Raw genomic sequence first — 19,432 nt, 5'->3', positions numbered from 1 at the left:
GTTAACCTGGGGCTGAGGCCGACGAAGCGGCGGCGCGGAAAGCGGGGAACGGGCACGTGAAGCAACTGAGGCCGACGGTCCTGGCGGGGATCTTCGCCGTCGCCGGGGTGCTGTCCTGGGCGGGCGCCCGGCTGTGGAACGCGTACGGAACCCTGCCGGGCGTCCCGCTGGCCGCGCCCATCGTCCTCGGTGCCATCGCGGTCGTCCTGCTGGCCACGGCCCTCTCGCTCCGCTCCCGCCTCAAGGCCCAGCGCGAGCGGCGGCCGGGCGCCAAGGGCGTGGAGCCGCTGATGGCGGCCCGCGCGGTCGTCTTCGGTCAGGCCAGCGCCCTCGTGGCGGCCCTCGTGGCGGGCATGTACGGCGGCGTGGGCGTCTTCCTGCTCACCGACGGCCTGGAGGTGCCCGCCCGCCGCGACCAGGCCTGGTACGCCGCCTTCTCCGTCCTGGCGGGCGCGGCGGTCATCGCCGCCGCCCTCTTCCTGGAGCACGTCCTGAAGCTCCCGGAAGACGACGACACCACCCCCCACGCCCCCTCCCGCGCCTGAGCGACCCGGCCGGTCAGCCTATCTCTGCGAGCTCTGCCAGGAACTGGACGTTCGCGCTGGTGAGGACGCGCGCCGGCCAACGGGGGATCCTGCACCCGTCCCCGTCCTCATATCCGTCCAGGAACCCGCCGAAAGTCTCCTCGTCCCTGAGCACCACTCTGGGGAACCTCTGGCGCATGTGGTGGGCGTCGCCGCCCACGTACTGCCGCATGAGGTCCGCGAGGTAGGAGGAGACGACTCGCACCCGAAAGCCGGGTACGTCCCTCCCGAGATACCCGGAAGGCCTGGTGACGGCTTCCAGCCGCGCCGAAAGGCCGGTGGCGACGGTCAAGGAGCGCGCGTACTTCGTGGCGAACTCCTCGTCGTTGGCCACCAGGGACACGTAATTCCTGCCCACCGTGCCGTCAGAGCAGGTCGCCCCCACCAGGTACCCGAACTGGTAACCCGGCATGATCGACAGCCGTTCCCGGCACAGCTTGCGCGGGTGGGCCCAGGCCAGCATCGTGCCGACGGCGTCCCTCGCGTGCGTCCACCCGTCGGGCGTCCCGAGCAGCTGATCGGGAGCAGCGGCGAACGTCGCGTGCCCGTGGTCACCTCCACGATGGCGCGCGTCCGGGCCGTGCTCACGTCGACGACCTCGGTCTGTTCGGTGCGACCGTCCCGGAGCGTCCACAGACGGTCGCCCGGGCGGACATCGCAGGCCCGAAGCCGCCCGCCCACGGCATTGACCGTCTGCCTGCTCGGAAACCCCAAAAGCATCGGTCCCCCTCTGCAACGAGAAGTAACAGAGGGGGACCGTAGCGGACCCCACGGACCATGGCCCGCAGGAGCCTGCGCCTAGCGGGCGAGGATGAGGCTCATGGCCTCACTGCGCGTCGCGGGGTCACGCAGCTGGCCGCGCACCGCGGACGTGGTGGTCTTGGCACCCGGCTTGCGGATCCCGCGGACCGACATGCACATGTGCTCGGCCTCGATCACGACGATGGCCCCACGTGCCTCCAGGATCTCCATGAGGGAGTCCGCTATCTGCGTCGTGAGACGCTCCTGCACCTGCGGGCGGCGGGCGAAAACGTCCACGAGGCGGGCCAGCTTCGACAGGCCGGTTATCTTTCCGCTCTCCGCCGGGACGTAGCCGACATGGGCGACACCGTGGAACGGCAGGAGGTGGTGCTCGCACAAGCTGACGATTTCAATGTCCTTCACCAGGACCAGCTCATCGTGCCCCAGGTCGAACACCGTCGTCAGGACGTCCTCGGGCTGCTGCCGCAGACCGGCCAAAATCTCCTTGTACGCCCGCGCCACGCGCGCCGGGGTTTCGAGGAGGCCTTCGCGGTCCGGGTCCTCGCCGACCGCGATCAGAAGTTCGCGGACCGCCGCCTCGGCGCGCTTCTCGTCGAACTCGCCGATCGTGCCCTCGTCACCGGTCAGGGTCACTGGGTCGGTCATCTCTGCCTCGTTCCTGTGTGCACTGGCGCTCGCGGGCACGCAAAAGTGCCGCGCCCCCCAGGCTAGAACCTGGGGGGCGCGGCATCCATTCCGGGACGGTCCGGCCGAAGGCTACTCGGCGCGGTCCTCCGGCGCGGGGTCCTTCTCCACGGACACGGCCGGGGTGCTCGCCGACGTGCCGTTCGCCGAGTTCGTCAGCTGGAGCTCCTTGGGAGAGAGCACCGGCGGACGGGTCGACGGGGTGCGGTGCGAAGAGCCGGTCCACGCCGGGCGGGCCGGGCGCTTCACGATCGTCGAGAAGACCTCGGCGATCTCCTCCTTGCCCAGCGTCTCCTTCTCGAGGAGCGCGAGGACCAGGTTGTCGAGGACGTCGCGGTTCTCGACCAGGATCTCCCAGGCCTCGTTGTGCGCCGTCTCGATGAGCTTCTTGACCTCTTCGTCGACCAGCGCCGCGACCTCTTCCGAGTAGTCCCGCGGGTGCGACATCTCGCGGCCCAGGAACGGCTCGGTGTTGTCCCCGCCGAACTTGATCGCGCCGAGGCGCTCGGTCATGCCGTACTGGGTCACCATCGCGCGGGCCGTCGCCGTGGCCTTCTCGATGTCGTTCGCCGCGCCGGTGGTCGGGTCGTGGAAGACCAGCTCCTCGGCCGCGCGCCCGCCCAGCATGTAGGCCAGCTGGTCGAGCATCTCGTTGCGCGTGGTCGAGTACTTGTCCTCGTCGGGCAGGACCATGGTGTAGCCCAGGGCCCGGCCGCGGGACAGGATCGTGATCTTGTGGACCGGGTCGGAGTTCGGGGAGGCCGCCGCGACCAGGGCGTGTCCGCCCTCGTGGTACGCGGTGATCTTCTTTTCCCGGTCCGACATGATCCGGGTCCGCTTCTGCGGGCCCGCCACGACGCGGTCGATGGCCTCGTCCAGCATGTGGTTGTCGATCAGCTTGCGGTCCGAGCGGGCGGTCAGGAGCGCCGCCTCGTTCAGGACGTTGGACAGATCGGCACCCGTGAAGCCGGGGGTGCGGCGGGCGACGGCCGAGAGGTCGACGTCCGGAGCGACCGGCTTGCCCTTCTGGTGGACCTTGAGGATCTCCAGGCGGCCCTGCATGTCGGGACGGTCGACCGCGATCTGCCGGTCGAAGCGGCCCGGGCGCAGCAGCGCCGGGTCGAGGATGTCCGGGCGGTTCGTGGCGGCGATCAGGATGACGCCGCCCTTCACGTCGAAGCCGTCCATCTCGACGAGCAGCTGGTTCAGGGTCTGCTCGCGCTCGTCGTGGCCGCCGCCGAGGCCCGCACCGCGGTGCCGGCCGACGGCGTCGATCTCGTCGACGAAGACGATCGCCGGGGCGTTGGCCTTGGCCTGCTCGAACAGGTCGCGGACACGCGAGGCACCGACACCGACGAACATCTCGACGAAGTCGGAACCGGAGATCGAGTAGAACGGAACGCCCGCCTCGCCGGCGACGGCACGCGCCAGCAGGGTCTTGCCGGTGCCGGGCGGGCCGTAGAGCAGCACGCCCTTGGGGATCTTCGCCCCGACGGCCTGGAACTTGGCCGGCTCCTGCAGGAACTCCTTGATCTCGTGGAGTTCCTCGACGGCCTCGTCCGAGCCCGCGACGTCGGCGAACGTCGTCTTCGGGGTGTCCTTGGTGATGAGCTTGGCCTTGGACTTCCCGAAGTTCATCACCCGGGAGCCGCCGCCCTGCATCTGGTTCATCAGGAACAGGAAGACGACGACGATGAGGACGAAGGGCAGCAGGGAGAGCAGCACGCTCAGGAACGGGCTGGTCTTGTCCGGCGAGACGGTGTACCCGTTCGGGATCTGACCGGCTTCGTACTTGGTCTGGAGGTCCTTGGCGAGCGAGACGCCCTGGTCCCCGATGTAGTTGGCCTGGAACTTGGTGCCGTCGTTGTCGCCGAGCTTCTGGTCCTTCTTCAGCTCGATCTTGATCATCTGGCTGTCACCGGTGGTGAGCTTGGCGCTCTGCACCTGGCCACTGTTGATCGCCTTGATGACCTCGCTGGTCTCCACCGACTTGTAGCCGCCGCCGGAGCCGACGACGTTCATCAACACGACCACGGCGAGGACGGCCAGCACGATCCACATGACCGGCCCACGGAAGTATCGCTTCACGTCCATCCATACGGGGCGCCAGGCGCCCCGTCCCTCCTGCCCGTAGGTAAATGCTGCTGTGAGTAAAGACTGTTCTTCGGAATGTACCCCTGTATTGTCACCCGCGGCCTCATGGGACGGCTGACAGAACTGCTTTCCCCTGCTCCAACGGCAGGAATCGTTCCAGGGTTCCCCTGCGCGGGCCCCGACCGGGGCCCGCTGCGTCAGCCGCCGTAGACGTGCGGGGCGAGGGTGCCGACGAACGGCAGGTTGCGGTACTTCTCCGCGTAGTCGAGGCCGTAGCCGACGACGAACTCGTTCGGGATGTCGAAGCCGACCCACTTCACGTCGATCGCGACCTTGGCGGCGTCGGGCTTGCGCAGCAGCGTGACGACCTCGAGCGAGGCCGGCTGGCGGGAGCCCAGGTTCGACAGCAGCCAGGACAGCGTCAGGCCCGAGTCGATGATGTCCTCGACGATGAGGACGTGCTTGTCCTTGATGTCGGTGTCCAGGTCCTTGAGGATCCGGACCACACCGGAGGACTGGGTCCCGGCGCCGTACGAGGACACCGCCATCCAGTCCATGGTGAGCGGGGTGGACAAGGCACGCGCCAGGTCCGCCATCACCATCACCGCGCCCTTGAGGACGCCGACGATGAGCAGGTCCTTGCCCGCGTACTCCGCGTCGATCTTCGCGGCCAGCTCGGCCAGCTTCGCGTCGATCTCTTCCTTGGTGATGAGCACCGACTGGAGGTCGCTGCCCATGTCCTTCTCGTCCACCCGCATCACTTTCGTTGTCGGCCGGGGCTCCGGGGGGTACCCCCCGGAGGACTCAGCCGTGTTTCAGCACCAATCAGCCCTGCCGGATGACAAGTCTGCCACCCTGCCGCTGGGCTTCGACCCGGCCGGGCAGGTTGATGGCGCCCTGACCCCGCCATCCGGTGATGAGCCGGTCCACTTCCTCGATGTGGCGGGCGAAGAGGGAGCCTGCGGGGGAACCGGCCGCGACCACGGCCCTGCGCAGTACACGGCGGCGGACGGCCGGGGGCAGGGCGTACAGCTTGGCGCACTCCAGGCGGCCGTCCTCGTCCCGTACGCCGGCCTCGGCCTCGGCGGCCCAGGCGTCGAGGGCGTCGGCGTCGTCGCGGGACAGCTGGGCGGTGCGGGCCAGCGCCTCGACCACGCCCTTGCCGAGCGCCTTCTCGAGGGCGGGCAGTCCCTCGTGGCGGAGCCGGGAGCGGGTGTAGGCGGGGTCGATGTTGTGCGGGTCGTCCCAGACGGGCAGGGACTGGACCATGCAGGCCTTGCGGGCGGTCTGCCGGTCGACCTGGAGGAAGGGGCGGCGGTAGCGGTGGCTGCGGCCCGGGCCGCCGGAGACTTCGGCCATGCCGGACAGCGAGCGGATGCCGGAGCCGCGGGCGAGCCCCAGCAGGACGGTTTCGGCTTGATCGTCCCGGGTGTGGCCGAGCAGTACGGCGGCGGCGCCCAGGCGGTCCGCGGCCTCGTCGAGGGCGGCGTAGCGGGCGTCGCGGGCGGCGGCCTCGGGTCCGCCGTCGCGGCCGACGCGCACGGCGACGGACTCCACCGGGTCGAGGCGGAGTGCGGTCATGCGGGTGACGACCTCGGCGGCGCGCAGGTCGGAGCCCACCTGGAGCCCGTGGTCGACGGTGATGCCGCCGGCCCGGATGCCGAGCTTGGGCGCCTCGAAGGCGAGGGCGGAGGCGAGCGCCATGGAGTCGGCGCCGCCGGAGCAGGCGACGAGTACGAGTGGCGGGGAGCCGGCCGCGGGGGCGGGGGTCCCCCCGCGCGGAGCCGTGGCGAGGCCGGCGGGACGGTCGGTGAGGTCGGTGAGGACGTCGTGGAGTACGCGGCGGACCGCCAGGCGTATCGCCGCGACCGCAGGATGGGGACCCATGTCCGGTGCCCTTCGGTGGAGTTCGGATGCCTCGGGGGCTCCCCCCGGCCGACGCCGGGAGGTTTCCCCGCTGGGGTGTGGTGCTGGAACGGCTGCTGTTCGGTGCTGTTCGACGCTGCCCGGTGCCCCGGCCCCGTGAGGAGCCCCCGCCGGGAGCCCCCGCGAGATGAGGGGTTGTCACTCAGAGTGCGTCGATGGTGACAGAACCGAGCCGTTCCCTGAGCATCGCACGGCGTTCCACGCCTCACGGTCCCTCGGACGGGTGACGCTGCTTCCCCCAGTGAGACATGTTTACGCCCCCTGAGTCACTCCCCTTCGCTTCTATTCGCCCTTGCGGTGCACCCGCGCGACCCAGTCCGCGGGCTTGGCGATCTCCGCCTTCGTCGGCAGCGTGTTCGGCGAGGTCCAGACCCGGTTGAATCCGTCCATGCCGACCTGACCGACGACGGCCCGTACGAACCGCTCGCCGTCGCGGTACTGGCGCAGCTTGGCGTCGAGCCCCAGCAGCTTGCGCAGCGTGGCGTCGAGGCGCCCCGCGCCGCTGGCCCGGCGCTGCTGGAACTTCTCCCGGATCTCGGCGACCGAGGGCACCACCGCGGGGCCGACCCCGTCCATGACGTAGTCGGCGTGGCCCTCCAGCAGGGACATGACGGCGGTCAGCCGGCCGAGCACCTCGCGCTGTTCGGGGGTCTGGACGAGCTCGACCAGGGAGCGGCCCTCGTCGCCCTGCTCGGAGTCGGGGCGGGCGCCGGCGAAGGACTGGGCGGCCTCGCGCAGCCGCTCGAGGATGGTCGCCGGATCCATCTCGGTGGCGCCGAGGAACGTCTGGATCTCGCCCTCGAGGTGGTCGCGGAGCCAGGGCACGGCCGTGAACTGCGTGCGGTGCGTCTCCTCGTGCAGGCAGACCCAGAGCCGGAAGTCGTGCGGGCGCACGTCCAGCTCGCGCTCGACGTGCACGATGTTCGGGGCGACGAGCAGCAGCCGGCCGCCGCCCGCGGCCGAGCCCGGCAGGTCGCGGACGGCCGGGGCGAAGGTCTCGTACTGGCCGAGCACGCGGGAGGCCAGGAAGCTGAGCAGCATGCCGAGCTCGACGCCGGTGACCTTGCCGCCGACCGCGCCGAGGACGGCGCCGCCGGGGGCGCCGGCGCGGCGGTCCTGCATCTTGCCGAGCAGGGGGGCGAGGAGCTCGCGGAACCCGGCCACGTTGGCCTTGACCCAGCCGGCCCGGTCGACGACGAGGACGGGGGTGTCGGGGACGGCCGCGCCCTCGGGGATCATCCGGGTGAACTCGCGTACGTGGCGTTCGGAGGTCCTGGCATGCCTGCGCAGTTCCGCCACCACGGCCCGGGCCTCGTCGCGGCTGACCTCGGGACCCGGCCGGACCAGCCGGGTCGCGGTCGCCACCGCGAGATTCCAGTCGACCATCTCGGCACCACCGATGCTCGTCATGCGTCAACGGTACGTGGACCGGCGCCGGTGCGGAGCCCCTCGGAATCCTTACGAGGAGCGGGCGACGGCCGCTGCGAGCTTGTCGAGGCCCTTCTCCGCGGCCCCCGCGTCGGTGGTGTTCGCGGTCAGGAACGCGAAGGCGAGGAGTCGGCCGGAGGGGTCGACGACGGTCCCGGCGAGGGAGTTCACCCCGCTCAGGGTGCCCGTCTTGGCCCTGACGAGGCCGGCGGCCGGGGAGCTGCCGGCGTTGCGGGTGCGCAGGGTCCCGGTGAATCCGGCGACGGGCAGTCCGGTGAGCACGGGTCGCAGCTCCGGCCGCTGCGGGTCGGCGGCCTTGGCCAGGAGGCCCGTCAGCAGGCCGGTGTTGATCCTGTCGGCGCGGTTGAGGCCGCTGCCGTCGGCGAAGCGGGCGCCGGCGGTGTCGATGCCGAGGGCGGTGAGCCGGTCCTTGACGGCCTTCTCGGCGCCCTCGAAGCTGGCGGGCTGTCCGGAGGCGAGGGCCGTCTGGCGGGCCAGGACCTCGGCGATGTCGTTGTCGCTGTTGGTCAGCATCCGCTCGACGAGCCCGGCGAGCGGGGTGGAGAGGGTGGTGGCGAGCGGCTGGGCGCCGGCGGGGGCCTTGGCCTGGGCGGGGTCGGCGGTGACCTTGATGCCGCGTTCCTTGAGGAGGGCGGCGAAGGAGCGTGCGGTCTCCTTGGCGGGGTCGCCGACCCGCTCGACGGGGCCGGAGGTGGAGTCGTCGGGACGGCCCTCGTCCGCTGCCAGGGCCGTGATCAGCGCGATGTTGGGGTTCTCGCCGATCGGGTGGAGGGCGGGCCCGGTGAACAGGGTGTCGTCGTAGCCGAGGCTCACGGTGTCGGTGCCGGCGGCCTTGAGGGCCTGGGCGGTGTCGGCGGCGAGCGCGACGAGGCTGCCGCCCGATCCGGCGGGGCTCTTCTTCTTGGCGGTCAGGGAGGGGTCGCCGCCGCCGACCAGGACGATCTCCCCGGGGCCGGCGCCGGGGACCACGGTGGTCCGGATCCGGTGCTCGGGGCCGAGCGCGGCCAGCGCGGCCGTCGCCGTGGCGATCTTGGTGGTGGAGGCGGGGGTCATGGCCTCGCGCGGCCCGGACTCGAAGAGCACTTGACCCGTGGCGGTGTCGACGACGGACGCGCTACGGACGGTCCCGAGCGCGGGGTCGGCGAGGAGCGGCTTCAGGACCGCGGCGAGCCGCCCGGGATCCGCGGCCGCGACCCCGCTCCCGGCCTTGACCGCGACGCCCGGCCCGATCCCCGGGAGCACCCCGGGGGCACTGGGCGCGGCCTGCGGCAGGGCCCCGCCGCCGTGGTCCGCACCGTGATCTGCGCCACCCGTAAGGCCCCAGGAGGCGGCCCTGTCCCGCTCGGCCTTACGCTGGCCGGAGTCCCAGGGACCGGCAGCGGCCACCGCAGCCACCGACAGGGCGAGGCCGGCGACGGCCGACACCGCGATGAGCTGCCACGTCTTGACCAATGGCACCTCGGACCAGCCCCTTTCGCGATCACACATATGCGTGAGGGACACTTAACCACTGCGTCTTGCCGCGAGCATGGCACCCCACCCGGCTGGGCTGGGGAGGACGCGCGCGCAGCCGAATCGACGCAGTCTCGAAGCAATGAAGCTGATCATGGAGGAGCAGGACGTGGAGTTCGACGTCACCATCGAGATCCCCAAGGGTTCGCGGAACAAGTACGAGGTGGACCACGAGACCGGCCGGATCCGTCTGGACCGTCGCCTCTTCACCTCGACCAGCTACCCGGCGGACTACGGCTTCGTCGAGAACACCCTCGGCGAGGACGGCGACCCGCTGGACGCCCTCGTCATCCTGGACGAGCCCACCTTCCCGGGCTGCCTGATCAAGTGCCGCGCGATCGGCATGTTCAACATGACCGACGAGGCGGGCGGCGACGCCAAGCTGCTGTGCGTCCCGGCCTCGGACCCGCGCGTGGAGCACCTGCGCGACATCCACCACGTGTCGGAGTTCGACCGCCTGGAGATCCAGCACTTCTTCGAGGTCTACAAGGACCTGGAGCCGGGCAAGTCTGTCGAGGGCGCGAACTGGGTCGGCCGCGCCGAGGCCGAGGCCGAGATCGAGGCCTCCTTCAAGCGCCTCGAGGCCCAGGGCGGCCACTGAGCTTGCCGCTCGGTGACGGGTGAGCGGGCTCTCCCGCCGCCCCTGTGACACCTGCGGGCGGTACCCCTTCGGCGGGGTACCGCCCGCTGTCGCGTTGTCAGGGCACCGCAGGCGTGCTGCGGGCCGGTATCGCCGCGGATGTAAGCGTTCCGCATACTGATACCCCGGGTGATCACGGACTGGAGGGACGCGTGGCGGAGGCCGATGGGGCCGAGGACGGCAAGCCCCAGTCCGACGAAGCGCACAGCGCCTTCGCAGCCCCGCCCGGGATGGAGCCGGGGGTTCCGGAGGACGACCAGCCCACCTCGGAGTTCGTCCGCCCGGCGGGCGCCGAGATGGCACAGCAGGAGCCCGAGGGCTCCGCGTTCGCGCCGCCGGCCACCTACAGCGGCCGGCAGTCCCCGCCCGCCTACACCCCCGGCCAGGGCTTCCCCGTCTCCCTGATGAAGGAATCCCCCTGGCAGGACCGCATGCGCACCATGCTGCGCATGCCGGTCGACGTACGGCCCGTCCCCGAGGCCGTGCACAAGCACAGCGAGACAGGGCCCGCCGTGGGCCGCGTGCTCGACCTGACCCTGCGCATCGGCGAGCTGCTGCTCGCGGGCGGCGAGGGCGCCGAGGACGTGGAGGCCGCGATGTTCGCGGTGGCCCGCTCGTACGGGCTGGACCGCTGCGAGCCCACGGTCACCTTCACCCTGCTGTCGATCACCCACCAGCCCTCCCTCGTCGACGACCCGGTCTCGGCGAGCCGGACCGTGCGCCGCCGCGGTACCGACTACACCCGCCTGGCCGCCGTCTACCAGCTGGTCGACGACATCAGCGCGCACGAGATCGAGCTCTCGCTGGAGGAGGCCTACCGGCGCCTCGCCGAGATCCGCCGCAACCGGCACCCGTACCCCTCCTGGGTCCTCACGGCCGCCGCCGGGCTGCTCGCCGGGGCCGCCTCCACCCTGGTCGGCGGTGGCGTGGTCGTCTTCTTCGCGGCCGCGATCGGGGCGATGCTCGGCGACCGGCTGGCCTGGCTGTGCGCCGGGCGCGGGCTGCCGGAGTTCTACCAGTTCGTGGTGGCCGCGATGCCGCCCGCCGCGATCGGCGTGGCCCTGAAGCTGGCCGAGGCCGACGTGCGCGCCTCCGCGGTGATCACCGGTGGGCTGTTCGCGCTGCTGCCGGGGCGGGCCCTGGTCGCAGCCGTGCAGGACGGCCTGACCGGCTTCTACATCACCGCTTCCGCCCGGCTGTTGGAGGTCATGTACCTCTTCATCGGCATCATCATGGGCGTGCTGGTCGTGCTGTACCTCGGGCTCCAGCTCGGCGCTTCTCCGAAGCCGGAGGAGGTCCTCCAGATCACCCAGCGGCCGCTGATCCAGATCGCGGCGTCGATGGTGCTGGTGTTCACGTTCGCGATCCTGCTCCAGCAGGAACGTTCCACCGTGTGGATCGTGACGCTGAACGGCGGGGTCGCCTGGGTGACCTTCGGGGCCCTGCACTACGCGGGCGGCATCCCGCCCGTACCCTCCACGGCGATCGCGGCCGGGCTGGTCGGCCTGTTCGGCCAGCTCTTCTCGCGCTACCGCTTCGCGTCGGCCCTGCCGTACACGACGGCGGCCATCGGCCCGCTGCTGCCGGGCTCGGCGACGTACTACGGGCTGCTGCTGATCGCCGAGAACCGGCTGAACGAGGGCCTCGGCTCGCTGGTGAACGCCGCCGCCATCGCGCTGGCCATCGCGATCGGGGTCAACCTCGGCTCGGAGACCTCGCGGCTGTTCATGCGGATCCCGGGGGCCGCCAGCGCCGCCAAGCGCCGCGCCGCGAAGCGGACCCGCGGCTTCTAGCGCCTTTTCCCTCAAGCTGACCGCTCGACGGCATCCCGGTTTTCCGGAGGCCGTCGCCGCGGCATGGGCGCCTTTCCGGAAAACCGCAGTGCGGGTTCCGAGAAATCAAGCAATGCGTCGAATCAACCTGTCAAGTCCCGAATTCCCGGGACGTGTCCTCGTGCGTTCACCCGCGCTTACTTGAGGCACGGGCCGATCAGGTTCGTGACATCCCGACGCCGGTCCGACCAGGGCTGGAGCCGGGATGCACCCTCTCGACGCACAAGGAGAATCCCATGCCGAAGACAGCCTTGACCCGGCATTTCGTGACGTTGGCGACGACGACCGCCCTGGCGGCCGGAGTCGTGGCGCTACCCGCGAGCGCATTCGCCGCGACGCCGCACAAGACTGCCGCAGCCAGTCACACCGACCTCGTCAACGACAAGAACGACAGCCGGAACAAGAACAGCAACGGAAAGCACAACAACAAACAGGGGAAGGGAAAGGGGAAAGGCGGGCACAATAAGAATCCGTCGCCGCCGAAGCTTCCGCTGCCGCCGCTCCCGCCGAAGCTGCCGATCCCGCTGCCGCCGGTGCCCAAGCTCCCGCTCCCGGTGCCGCCGGTACCGAAGTTCCCGATCCCGCTGCCGCCGGTACCGAAGCTGCCCATCCCGCTGCCGCCGGTGCCCAAGCTCCCGCTCCCGGTGCCGCCGGTACCGAAGTTCCCGATCCCGCTGCCCCCGGTACCCAAGCTGCCCATCCCGCTGCCCCCGGTACCCAAGCTGCCCATCCCGCTGCCCCCGGTACCCAAGCTCCCGATCCCGCTGCCCCCGGTACCCAAGCTGCCCATCCCGCTGCCCCCGGTACCCAAGCTGCCCATCCCGCTGCCCCCGGTACCCAAGCTGCCCATCCCGCTGCCGCCGCTGCCCAAGCTGCCCATCCCGCTGCCCAAGATCCCGAACCCGCTGCCGATCCCCCTGCCCTGGCCCTTCTGATCGCTACCGCGACGGTTCGAGCCGACCGCAGGACCAGCGGCAAAAGCCCGAAGGCGGGCACCCGTGAGGGTGCCCGCCTTCGGCACGTACGGCGGCCGGAGTCCCGGCCTGCGCTCTACCGCTTGGCGTGGCGGCGGCGCTCCCCGCCGGCCGGCGCCGCCTCGGCGCCACCGTTGGCCTTGGCCTCCTTGCGGGCCTTCAGCACCTCGAAGATCACCGGGATGAGCGAGAGGAGGACGATCAGGACGAGGATCGCCTCGATGTTGGTCTTGATGAAGGCGATCTGGCCGAGCCAGAAGCCCGCAACCGTGAGCCCGGCGCCCCAGGCGACACCGCCGATGACGTTGTACGTCAGGAACGTGCGGTACTTCATCGAGCCGGCGCCCGCGACCATCGGGGCGAACGTGCGGACGATCGGCACGAAGCGGGCGAGCACGATCGCCTTCGGGCCGTGCTTGTCCATGAACTCGTGCGCCTTCTCCAGGTTCTCCCGCTTGAAGAGCTTCGACTTCGGGCGGTTGAAGAGCTTCGGCCCGAAGACCTTGCCGATCATGTACCCGACCTGGTCACCGACGATCGCGGCGACCGAGATCAGGGTGCAGACCAGCCACAGCGGCTGCTTGATGTACTCGCCGTTCGCGACCAGCAGGCCCGCCGTGAACAGCAGGGAGTCGCCGGGCAGGAAGGCGAACAGCCCGGACTCCGCGAAGACGATGACCAGGATGCCTATCAGGCCGTAGTGCGAGATCAGATAGTCCGGGGACAGCCACTCAGGGGCGAGCGCAAGCGTGTACACGAGTTCCGGGCTCTCCTGGATCGGGGGTATCGCGGCGGGCGTCCGCGGGTGCATCGGACATGACGGCGGTTTCAATTATCAACGCACAGGACCCCCTCCCGGTTCCAGTCACCGGGAGGGGGCCGTGTGGGGAACATCCGGCTGTCTACACCTTGCGGACGGCGTTCGCGACGATCGCGTCCCGCACGAACACCGCCAGGCCGGGGCGGATCGCGTCGTAGTAGGCCGTGAACCGCTCGTCCGCGACGTACATCTCGCCCAGGCACGTGTGCATCTCGTGCGAGCAGGTGTAGGAGTTCCGGTCGATCCAGCCGCGGTGCTCCTCGGCCACGTCCATGGCCTCGTCGGATTCCGCGGGCGCACCGGCGTCCATCAGCTCGGCGAACCGCCGGTTGATCTCGTCCGCCTCGGCCTGGAAGCGCTTCCAGTCCTCCTTCGTGTAGGCGGCCGTCCGGCGCGCGGACTCCTTGTACGCGTCCGTGCCGCCCCAGCGCCGGTACGCCTCGTCCGCGTACTGATCGGGGTCGAAGTCCCCGAAGACCTCGAACTTCTCCTCGGGCGTGAGGTTGATGCCCATTCTCTGTGCCTCCATGGCGTGCTCCACGGCCTCGGCCATCTGCTGGAGCCGGGCGATCCGGTCGGACAGGAGGGCGTGCTGCCGGCGCAGGTGCTCCCTCGGGTTCGACTCCGGATCGTCCAGCAGGACCGCGACCTCTTCGAGCGGGAAGCCGAGCTCCCGGTAGAACAGGATCCGCTGCAGCCGGTCGAGGTCGGCGTCGTCGTAACGCCGGTGACCCGCGCCGCTGCGGGTGCTCGGGGAGAGCAGGCCGATCTCGTCGTAGTGGTGCAGGGTGCGCACCGTGACCCCGGCGAATCCGGCGACCTGTCCCACGGAGTAGCCCATCGTTTCCGCTCCTCTGGTTGGGTACGCCCTTCACTCTGGGTCCTCACGCCACGTGAGGTGCAAGTCCGATGCCAAAACCGGGGGCGAGACGCCCCCGGGGGCTATCCCATCGCCTTGGTGCCGTCGATGGACTCCCGGATGACGTCCGCGTGGCCGGCGTGCCGCGCGAACTCCTCCACCAGGTGCAGCAGCATCCAGCGCATCGAGACCTTGCCGTTCTCGGGGGACCACGGCGCCGGCGGCAGCGGGAAGGTCTCGTCGAGGCTGGGCAGCTCCCGGACGAAGGCCGTCAGCTCTGCCGTGACCCCGTCCCAGAAGGCCTGGACGGACGCGACGGTCTCGGTCTCCACGAGGACGAAGGCCTCGCCCCAGGTCTCGCGGTCGCGCTGGATCTCGTTGGGCCGCTGCTGCGCCATCCTCAGCCAGCCCAGCTCGACCTCGGCGACGTGCTTGAGCAGCCCGGACAGCGACAGCTCGCTGGCGCTGGGACGGCTCGCCGCCTGCTCCTCGGTCAGTCCCGCCAGCGATTCGCGGATCGCCGTGCGCTGGGATTCCACGAAGAGCAGGAGCGTGCCGCGCTCGTCGCCCGCGATCTCTTCGGAGAGGTGAGCCATGACCTACCGCCTTTTTCCGTGGGTGTTCCTGCTGACAAGAACGACGGTACGGGCGATTGAGGTCAGCTCCTGTCCTAGTTCCCGCCTCAGTTTCCGGCGTCGTCCGGCCGGATCGCCGGCAGCGCCGTCTGCGGCTTCGGGAGCAGGGCCTTGGACAGGTCCTGGCTGCCCTTCTCGTCGAGCCCGTACATCGCCTCGTAGATCTTGCGCACGGCCGGCCCGGAGGCCCCCGAGCCCGTACCGCCTTGGGAGATCGTCATGACGATCGAGTAGTCCTCGGTGTACGAGGCGAACCACGAGGTGGTCTGCTTGCCCTGGACCTCGGCGGTGCCGGTCTTCGCGTGCATCGGGATCTGCTTCTGCGGCCAGCCGCCGAACCGCCAGGCCGCGCTGCCGGTGGTGGCCACCGCGGCGAGCGCGCCGTCGATGTCGTCGCGCAGCTCCGCGTCCATGGGCAGCCGGCCCTGCTCCTTCGGCGCGATCTCCTTGACCGAGGTGCCGTCGGCGCTGACGATCGCCTTGCCGATGCTCGGCTGGTGCATCATGCCGCCGTTGGCGATGGCCGCGTAGATCGACGCCATCTGGATCGGGGTGACGAGGGTGTCGCCCTGGCCGATCGAGTAGTTGATCGCGTCGCCCTCGCGGAGCTGGTTGCCCTGGCGGCAGTTCTCGTACGCGATCTTCTCGGCGTACGAGCCGTCCTTCTTGCCGTCCCGGCACCAGGCGGCCTTGTTCGCCTCGAAGAAGTCCTTCTTCCACTGGCGGTCGGGGACCCGGCCGTTCACCTCGTTCGGCAGGTCGATGCCGGTCGCCTTGCCCAGGCCGAACTCGTGGGCCGTCTTGAGGAACCAGTCGCTCGGGTCCTTCCTGGGGTTGATCCCGCCGTCCTTCTTCCACTCCTTGTCCGCGAGGGCGTAGTAGACGGTGTCGCAGGAGACCTCGAGGGCCCGGCCGATGGTGATGTCGCCGTAGCCCTGCGACTCGAAGTTGGTGAACGTCTGGCTGCCCACCGAGTACGAGCTGGGGCAGCCGTACCGCCCGTTGAAGGGGTACCCGGCGTTCACCGCGGCGGTCGAGGAGACGACCTTGAAGATCGAGCCCGGGGCCGCCTGGCCCTGGATCGCGCGGTTGAGCAGCGGGTAGTTGGAGTCCTTGTCGGTGAGGGACGCGTAGTCCTTGGCGGAGATGCCGCCGACCCACGCGTTCGGGTCGTAGGTCGGGTTGGAGGCCATCGCGACGATGCGGCCCGTCTTGGCCTCCATGACGACGACCGCGCCCGAGTCGGCCTCGTAGTTCTTGTGCGTGTTCTTGTCGTACCCCTTGCGGGCCTCGATCATCGCGTTGTTCAGCTCGCGCTCGGCCACCGCCTGCACGCGCGAGTCGATCGAGGTGACGACGTTCGAGCCGGGCGTCGGCTTGTCGGCCTGCGCCTGCCCGATGACCCGCCCGAGGTTGTCCACCTCGTAGCGCGTGATGCCGGCCTTGCCGCGCAGGTCCTTGTCGTACGTGCGCTCCAGGCCGGAGCGGCCCACCTGGTCGGAGCGCAGGTACGGGGAGTCGGTCTTCTTGGCCTTGGTGATCTCCGCGTCGGTGACCGGCGAGAGGTAGCCGAGCACCTGCGAGGTGTTGGCCCCGTCGGGTCCGGCGTAGCGGCGCAGGGCGGTCGGCTCGGCGGTGATGCCGGGGAACTGCTCGGCGTGCTCCCTTATCTCCAGCACCTGGTCCGTGGTCGCCTCGTCGGTGACGGGGATCGGCTGGTACGGGGAGCCGTTCCAGCACGGCTTGGGCGTCTTGGCGTCGCACAGTCGCACGCTGTTGACCACGTCCTCGGGGTTGAGGCCCAGGACGCCGGCGAGCCGGGTCAGGACGCCCTTGCCCTTGTCCTTCATCCTGGTGAGGTCGGTACGGCTGGCGGAGACCACCATGCGCGTCTCGTTGTCGGCGAGCGGGACACCGCGGGAGTCCAGGATCGAGCCGCGCACCGCCGGCTGGACGACCTGCTGGGTGTGGTTGTTCTTCGCCTCGTCCGTGTACTCCTGGCCGTTGCGCACCTGGAGGTACCAGAGGCGCCCGCCGAGGGTGAGCAGCAGCGAGAAGACGACCACCTGGATGACGACCAGGCGGTTCTGGACCCGGGGCGTGCGCCCCGTCTCCGGAATGTTGCTCAACTCAGGTCTCCCCCGGAACGCTGCCTGCCGCTGACTCGCACGAGTCTAGAGCGAGCTCGGAAGGGGGAACGCGGTCAGAAGGGGAAACTCGTCCGGCCGTGCTGCACCGAGATCCACTTCTGGGTGGTGAACGCCTCGATCGTGGCCTCGCCGTTCAGCCGGCCCAGGCCCGAGGACTTCTCCCCGCCGAACGCGGCGAGCGGCTCGTCGCCGATGGTCGAGTCGTTGACGTGGATCATGCCGGTCTCGATCCGCTGGGCGAAGCGCACGCCGCGCTCCACGTCCCGCGTGTGCACGGCGCCGCTCAGCCCGTACGGGGTCGCGTTGGTCAGCCGTACGGCCTCGTCCTCGCCGTCGAAGACCACCAGCAGCGCCACCGGGCCGAAGATCTCCTGGCCGAGCAGCGGGGAGTCCTCGGGGAGGCCGGCCAGCACGGTCGGCTCGACCAGGTTGCCGCGCGTAGATCCGCGGACGAGGGCCTGCGCCCCGGATTCCACGGCCTGGTCCACGAGCGCGGTCAGGGCGTCGGCCTGGAAGGAGTTGATCAGCGGGCCGATGTGGGTGTCCGCCTCGTGGGGGTCGCCGGTCTTCAGGCTCCGCACCCGGGCGGTGAACTTCTCGGTGAACTCCTCCGCGATCGAGGCGTCCACGAGGATCCGGTTGGCGGCCATGCAGACCTGGCCCTGGTAGACGAAGCGGCTGAAGACGGCCGCGTCCACCGCGTAGTCGAGGTCGGCGTCGTCGAGGACGACGAGGGCGCTGTTGCCGCTGAGCTCCAGGACGGTCCGCTTGAAGTGCCGGGCGGCGACGGAGCCGACGTGCCGGCCGACCCGGTCGGAGCCGGCGAAGGAGATGACCTTCGGGACGGGGTGCGTCAGGAGCGCGTCGCCTATCTCGGCGATGTCGGTGACCAGCACGTTGAGGAGCCCGGCCGGCAGGCCCGCGTCCTCGAAGATCTTGGCTATGACCCCGCCGCCGACCACGGGTGCGTTCTGGTTCGGCTTGATCACCACCGCGTTGCCCAGCGCCAGGGCCGGGGCGACCGACTTCAGGGTGACCAGGAACGGGAAGTTGAAGGGGCTGATCACGGTGACGACGCCGACCGGGAGGCGCTGGACCCGGTTCTCCTTGCCCTCGACCGGCGAGGCCAGGATCCGGCCCTCGGGGCGGATGGCCAGCTGGATCGACTCGCGGATGAACTCCTTGGCGAGGTGGACCTCGTACTCGGCCTTGGGACGGGTCCCGCCGAGCTCGTCGATCATCGCCTCGATGATCTCCTTCTCGCGCTCCTCGGTGATCCGCAGGGCGCGTTCCAGGACGGCGCGTCTGGCGTACGGGCTGGTGGCGGCCCACTCTCTCTGGGCGCGCTCGGCGCCGAGGTAGGCCCGGTCCACCTGCTCGACGGTGGCCACCGTGATGGCCGCGAGCTTCTCCCCGTTGTACGGGTTGACGTCGATGATGTCCCACGAACCGGTGCCGGCCAGCCATTCGCCGTCGATGTACTGGTGAGCCAGGTCGTCGAATATGGACATGCCATCCCTTACTGCGAGCGCGCACCCGTGCGCTGCACCGGAGACCGATCGGTCATCATGCACTGATCAGACGTCATACTACGTGCGAATCAAGACAGTTGGAGCAGGCCGCGGAGAAGATCCCGGGTCCGGTCGGGGTCGGGGCAGTCGGCCTGGAGCCGCTCCATCGCCCTTTCGTACTGCGCCACTTCCTCGTCTTTGTCCAGGTAGAGGGCACTGGTGAGCTGTTCCAGATAGACGATGTCCTGGAGGTCCGACTCCGGGAAGCGCAGCAGGGTGAAGGCTCCGCTTTCGCCTGCATGGCCGCCGAAGGAGAACGGCATCACCTGGAGCTGCACGTTGGGCCGCTGGGAGACCTCGATGAGGTGCTCCAACTGGCCGCGCATGACGTCGCGGTCGCCGTACGGGCGGCGCAGCGCGGCCTCGTCGAGGACGGCGTGGAAGACGGGGGCGCTCTCGGAGACCAGCACCTTCTGGCGCTCCAGGCGCAGCGCGACGCGGCGGTCGATCTCGGCTTTCGTGGCGCCGGGCATGCCGCGGCTGACGACGGCCTGGGCGTAGGCCTCGGTCTGCAACAGGCCGTGGACGAACTGGACTTCGTAGATCCGGATGAGCGAGGCCGCGCCCTCCAGGCCGATGTACGTCTGGAACCACCCGGGCAGCACGTCGCCGTAACTGTGCCACCAGCCGGCCGCGTTGGCCTCGCGGACGAGTCCCAGCAGGGACTCCCGCTCCGCGCCGTCCGTGACTCCGTAGAGCGTGAGGAGGTCCTCCACGTCCCTTGCCTTGAAGCTCACCCTTCCCAACTCCAAGCGGCTGATCTTCGATTCGGATGCGCGGATCGAGTAGCCGGCCGCCTCACGGGTGATGCCGCGGGATTCTCGGAGTCGCCTGAGCTGAGAGCCCAGGAGGATGCGGCGCACCACAGAACCGCTTGCTTCTGCGGTCACTAGTCCTGCCCTCCCCATCGCCATGTGTACGCGTGGTCTGCGCGTGGTGT

General features: G+C 70.1%; 16 protein-coding genes and 1 pseudogene. 4 read left to right on the top strand and 13 right to left on the bottom strand.

Annotated features, from left to right (window positions below):
- The first annotated feature begins 56 nt into the window (after positions 1-56).
- Positions 57-545 (top strand): DUF3180 domain-containing protein, encoded by a 489-nt coding sequence (locus ACFYXK_RS23705; protein WP_389412900.1) that lies wholly within the window; start codon positions 57-59, stop codon positions 543-545.
- A gap of 13 nt (positions 546-558) precedes the next feature.
- Here ACFYXK_RS23705 and ACFYXK_RS23700 read toward each other — a convergent pair whose 3' ends face one another.
- The 7 genes from ACFYXK_RS23700 to dacB all read right to left on the bottom strand — a co-directional run bounded on the left by ACFYXK_RS23700 (position 559) and on the right by dacB (position 8,957).
- On the bottom strand, positions 559-918 hold the full coding sequence (locus ACFYXK_RS23700) for a hypothetical protein (protein WP_389412899.1): 360 nt from the start codon (positions 916-918) through the stop codon (positions 559-561).
- A 464-nt stretch (positions 919-1,382) separates the two neighbouring features.
- Positions 1,383-1,991, bottom strand: coding sequence for a GTP cyclohydrolase I FolE (folE, locus tag ACFYXK_RS23695; RefSeq protein WP_383505999.1), 609 nt, complete (start codon positions 1,989-1,991; stop codon positions 1,383-1,385).
- A gap of 111 nt (positions 1,992-2,102) precedes the next feature.
- The gene (ftsH, locus tag ACFYXK_RS23690; RefSeq protein WP_389412898.1) at positions 2,103-4,124 is read right to left on the bottom strand and encodes an ATP-dependent zinc metalloprotease FtsH; all 2,022 of its coding nucleotides are present in this window, start codon (positions 4,122-4,124) and stop codon (positions 2,103-2,105) included.
- A gap of 197 nt (positions 4,125-4,321) precedes the next feature.
- The gene (gene hpt / locus ACFYXK_RS23685; protein WP_030158549.1) at positions 4,322-4,882 is read right to left on the bottom strand and encodes a hypoxanthine phosphoribosyltransferase; all 561 of its coding nucleotides are present in this window, start codon (positions 4,880-4,882) and stop codon (positions 4,322-4,324) included.
- A gap of 67 nt (positions 4,883-4,949) precedes the next feature.
- Complete coding sequence (gene tilS / locus ACFYXK_RS23680; protein ID WP_389412897.1) at positions 4,950-6,011, bottom strand: tRNA lysidine(34) synthetase TilS; 1,062 nt, start codon at positions 6,009-6,011, stop codon at positions 4,950-4,952.
- A gap of 321 nt (positions 6,012-6,332) precedes the next feature.
- Entirely contained in the window at positions 6,333-7,460 is a 1,128-nt protein-coding gene (locus tag ACFYXK_RS23675; protein WP_389412896.1) for a zinc-dependent metalloprotease, read from the bottom strand.
- Between the two features lie 48 nt (positions 7,461-7,508).
- Complete coding sequence (gene dacB / locus ACFYXK_RS23670; protein WP_389412895.1) at positions 7,509-8,957, bottom strand: D-alanyl-D-alanine carboxypeptidase/D-alanyl-D-alanine-endopeptidase; 1,449 nt, start codon at positions 8,955-8,957, stop codon at positions 7,509-7,511.
- A 163-nt stretch (positions 8,958-9,120) separates the two neighbouring features.
- On the opposite strand from dacB, the gene ACFYXK_RS23665 reads away from it, so the two are divergent.
- The 3 genes from ACFYXK_RS23665 to ACFYXK_RS23655 all read left to right on the top strand — a co-directional run bounded on the left by ACFYXK_RS23665 (position 9,121) and on the right by ACFYXK_RS23655 (position 12,418).
- Complete coding sequence (locus tag ACFYXK_RS23665) at positions 9,121-9,612, top strand: inorganic diphosphatase (protein ID WP_030300754.1); 492 nt, start codon at positions 9,121-9,123, stop codon at positions 9,610-9,612.
- 191 nt (positions 9,613-9,803) lie between these two features.
- Positions 9,804-11,444: a threonine/serine exporter ThrE family protein gene (locus ACFYXK_RS23660; protein WP_389412894.1), complete on the top strand. Its 1,641-nt coding sequence runs from the start codon at positions 9,804-9,806 to the stop codon at positions 11,442-11,444.
- Between the two features lie 275 nt (positions 11,445-11,719).
- The gene (locus ACFYXK_RS23655) at positions 11,720-12,418 is read left to right on the top strand and encodes a hypothetical protein (RefSeq protein WP_389412893.1); all 699 of its coding nucleotides are present in this window, start codon (positions 11,720-11,722) and stop codon (positions 12,416-12,418) included.
- Positions 12,419-12,566: 148 nt separating this feature from the next.
- Here ACFYXK_RS23655 and ACFYXK_RS23650 read toward each other — a convergent pair.
- The 6 genes and pseudogenes from ACFYXK_RS23650 to ACFYXK_RS23625 all read right to left on the bottom strand — a co-directional run.
- Positions 12,567-13,214: pseudogene (locus tag ACFYXK_RS23650) on the bottom strand (DedA family protein); the annotation flags it as partial.
- Positions 13,215-13,359: 145 nt separating this feature from the next.
- A complete protein-coding gene (locus ACFYXK_RS23645; RefSeq protein WP_389412892.1) occupies positions 13,360-14,118 on the bottom strand; it encodes a MerR family transcriptional regulator in 759 nt (252 codons plus the stop codon).
- Between the two features lie 101 nt (positions 14,119-14,219).
- Positions 14,220-14,732 carry a DinB family protein gene (locus tag ACFYXK_RS23640; protein WP_389412891.1) on the bottom strand — a complete coding sequence of 171 codons (513 nt, stop codon included), beginning with the start codon at positions 14,730-14,732 and terminating at the stop codon, positions 14,220-14,222.
- Between the two features lie 86 nt (positions 14,733-14,818).
- Complete coding sequence (gene mrdA, locus ACFYXK_RS23635) at positions 14,819-16,900, bottom strand: penicillin-binding protein 2 (protein WP_389412890.1); 2,082 nt, start codon at positions 16,898-16,900, stop codon at positions 14,819-14,821.
- Between the two features lie 74 nt (positions 16,901-16,974).
- Positions 16,975-18,432, bottom strand: a complete 1,458-nt coding sequence (locus ACFYXK_RS23630; protein WP_389412889.1) for an aldehyde dehydrogenase family protein — start codon at positions 18,430-18,432, stop codon at positions 16,975-16,977.
- Between the two features lie 89 nt (positions 18,433-18,521).
- Positions 18,522-19,400 carry a helix-turn-helix transcriptional regulator gene (locus tag ACFYXK_RS23625; protein WP_053691382.1) on the bottom strand — a complete coding sequence of 293 codons (879 nt, stop codon included), beginning with the start codon at positions 19,398-19,400 and terminating at the stop codon, positions 18,522-18,524.
- Positions 19,401-19,432 lie beyond the last annotated feature (32 nt).

Origin of the sequence: Streptomyces sp. NPDC002209 (assembly GCF_042890265.1) — a bacterium.
GTDB lineage: Bacteria > Actinomycetota > Actinomycetes > Streptomycetales > Streptomycetaceae > Streptomyces.
The sequence above is the reverse complement of the archived record's forward strand: the minus strand, read 5'-3'. Positions and strand labels throughout refer to the sequence as shown.